The organism is Cellulomonas septica, from assembly GCF_012396155.1.
Classification (GTDB): domain Bacteria; phylum Actinomycetota; class Actinomycetes; order Actinomycetales; family Cellulomonadaceae; genus Cellulomonas; species Cellulomonas septica.
Genome location: NZ_JAAXOY010000516.1, coordinates 1 through 2580, shown reverse-complemented (window position 1 = coordinate 2580; position 2580 = coordinate 1). Strand labels below are relative to the sequence as shown.

Annotated in this window: 3 protein-coding genes; 2 read left to right on the top strand and 1 reads right to left on the bottom strand. The window is 74.1% G+C overall.

Annotation, left to right across the window (positions count from 1 at the left end; all coding sequences use genetic code 11):
- The coding region (locus HGA02_RS21130; RefSeq protein WP_168680061.1) for a deoxyribodipyrimidine photo-lyase at window positions 1–197 on the bottom strand (197 nt) is incomplete at its 3' end.
- A 73-nt stretch (window positions 198–270) separates the two neighbouring features.
- Here HGA02_RS21130 and HGA02_RS15915 point away from each other — a divergent pair.
- Both HGA02_RS15915 and HGA02_RS15910 read left to right on the top strand, forming a co-directional pair.
- Complete coding sequence (locus HGA02_RS15915) at window positions 271–1824, top strand: peptide MFS transporter (protein WP_168680059.1); 1554 nt, start codon at window positions 271–273, stop codon at window positions 1822–1824.
- Window positions 1825–1923: 99 nt separating this feature from the next.
- Window positions 1924–2580 (top strand): VOC family protein (locus tag HGA02_RS15910; RefSeq protein WP_168680057.1); only part of this gene is annotated, 657 nt, incomplete at its 3' end.

The following is a 2580-nucleotide window of genomic DNA, read 5'->3' as shown; positions in this document are numbered from 1 at the left end:
GTCGCCTCGTCGAGCGCGTGCAGCGACCGGGCCAGGTACGCGAGCCGCGGGGCGCCGGCCGCCGCCCACAGGGCGGGGTCGACCACGAACATGGCCACGACCTCGTCGTCGGCCCGCCGCGCGGCCTCGACCGCCGCGACGAGCGACGGGTTGTCCGCGAGCCGCAGGTCGCGGCGGAACCAGTGGATCGTGGGCACCCGGCGACGGTAACGGCGGCCGACCCCGGCGGCGACCGCTGGTGCCGACGGTCCGACGGCGGTTCCATGAACCATGACCGAGCAGACGGAGCCGTCCGGCGCGAGCGCGCTGCGCAAGCCGTCCGAGGAGCCGCACCGCCGGGAGGTGCCGCGGGACCGCGCGTTCTTCGGCCACCCGATGGGCCTGTTCACGCTCTTCAACACCGAGCTGTGGGAGCGGTTCAGCTACTACGGCATGCGCGCGATCCTGCTCTTCTACCTGACGGACTCGGTCGCGAACGGCGGGCTGGGGCTCGACGACACGCTCGGCGCCGCGATGGTCGCGGCGTACGGGACGGGCGTCTACCTGCTGTCGGTCGTCGGCGGCTGGCTCGCGGACCGCGTGATCGGAGCGCGCCGGTCCGTCCTGTACGGCGGCGTCGTCATCGCGGCCGGGCACGTCGCGCTCACGATCCCGTCGGCCGGGTTCTCCTACCTGGGCATCGGGCTCGTCGCGCTCGGCACGGGCCTGCTCAAGCCCAACGTGTCGAGCATGGTCGGCGAGCTGTACGGCCGCGAGGACCCGCGACGCGACTCGGCGTTCTCGATCTTCTACATGGGCATCAACATCGGGTCGCTCGCGGCCCCGCTCGTCGTCGGCCTCGCGCGGTCGATCGGCGGGTACCACGCCGGCTTCGCCGTCGCGGCGGTCGGCATGGGCATCGCGCTCGTGTTCTTCGTGCTCGGTCGTCGGCTCCTCGGCGGCGCGGGCGACGTGGCCCCGAACCCGCTGACCGCCGCGGACCGCCCGGGCGTCACGCGCATGGTCCTCGTGGTCGTCCTGGGCGTGCTCGTCGCGGTCGCGGTCGCGTGGGTCGTCAGCGGCGGCTTCGGCCCCGCGACGTTCGTCGACGCGCTGTCCTACCTGGCGCTCGTGGCGCCGGTCGCGACGCTCTGGGTGATGTTCCGGTCGCCCAAGGTCACCGACCACGAACGGTCCCGGCTGCGCGCCTACGTCCCGCTGTTCGTCGCCGCGACGCTGTTCTGGATGATCTTCGAGCAGGCCGCGAGCACGCTCGCGCAGTACGCCGAGAGCCGCACCGACCTCGAGGTCCTGGGCACGACGCTCTCGCCCGAGCTGTTCCAGTCGATCAACCCCGCGCTCATCATCCTGCTGGCGCCCGTGTTCGCCTGGCTGTGGGTCAAGCTCGACGACCGCCCGCCGACCGCCGTGAAGTTCGCGATCGGGCTGACGTTCGCCGCGCTCAGCTTCGTGTTCCTCGCGGGGATGTCCGCGGTGTTCGCGGACACCAAGTCGCCGCCCTGGGTGCTCGGCGGCGTCTACCTGCTGCAGACGATCGGCGAGCTGTGCCTGTCGCCCGTGGGCCTCGCCGCGACGACCCTGCTCGCCCCGAAGGCGTTCCGTGGGCAGGCCATGGCCCTGTGGTTCCTCGCGCCCGCCGCGGGCAACGCGATCACCGCGCAGCTCGTCCAGGCGACCGAGGGCGCGAGCGACACCGCGTACTTCGGCGGCATCGGCCTGGTCGCGCTCGTCTTCGCCGGCGCGATGTTCGCGGTCGCCCCGTGGGTGACCCGCCACATCCGCGCGGGCGCCGAGTCGGAGGCCGAGGCGGCCCTCCAGCGCTGACGTCCCGAGCCGCGACGCCGTCCTGGGGACCGCGACGGGGCCCCGGGCGGGCGCGAGGACGGGGTCGTGCGCGTCGTCCGCCGGTGGGAGGGTGGCCGCATGGGTGGAACCGAGAAGCTCCCGCACTCCGTCGTCACCGACGCCGTCGACGCGCGGCACTGGCGCGTCCTGCTCGGTCGGTTGCGCGCGACGTTCCGCGCCGCCGACTTCGCGCAGGGCGCGGCGTTCGTCGCCCGGGTCGCCGAGGCCGCCGACGCCGCGAACCACCACCCCGACGTGCTGCTGCGCTGGGGCCAGGTCACGGTCACGACGTCGAGCCACGACGTGGCCGGCCTGACGCAGCGCGACGTGGACCTCGCCGCGACGGTCAGCGCGCTCGCCGACGAGCTCGGTCTGACCGCCGACGTGCCGCGCAGCGAGCTGCTCGAGGTCGCGGTCGACGCGCTCGACATCCCCGCGGTCCGTCCGTTCTGGAAGGCCGTGCTGGCCTACGAGGACCAGCCCGGCGACGACGAGAACGGCCTCGTCGACCCCGCCGGCGAGGGGCCCACGTTCTGGTTCCAGCAGATGGACGAGCCCCGGCCGCAGCGCAACCGCATCCACCTCGACGTCACCGTGCCGCACGACCAGGCGCAGGCGCGGGTCGACGCCGCGGTCGCCGCCGGCGGCCGGCTGCTCTCGGACACGCGCGCGCCCGCGTTCTGGGTGCTCGCCGACCCCGAGGGCAACGAGGCGTGCGTCTGCACGTGGCAGTCG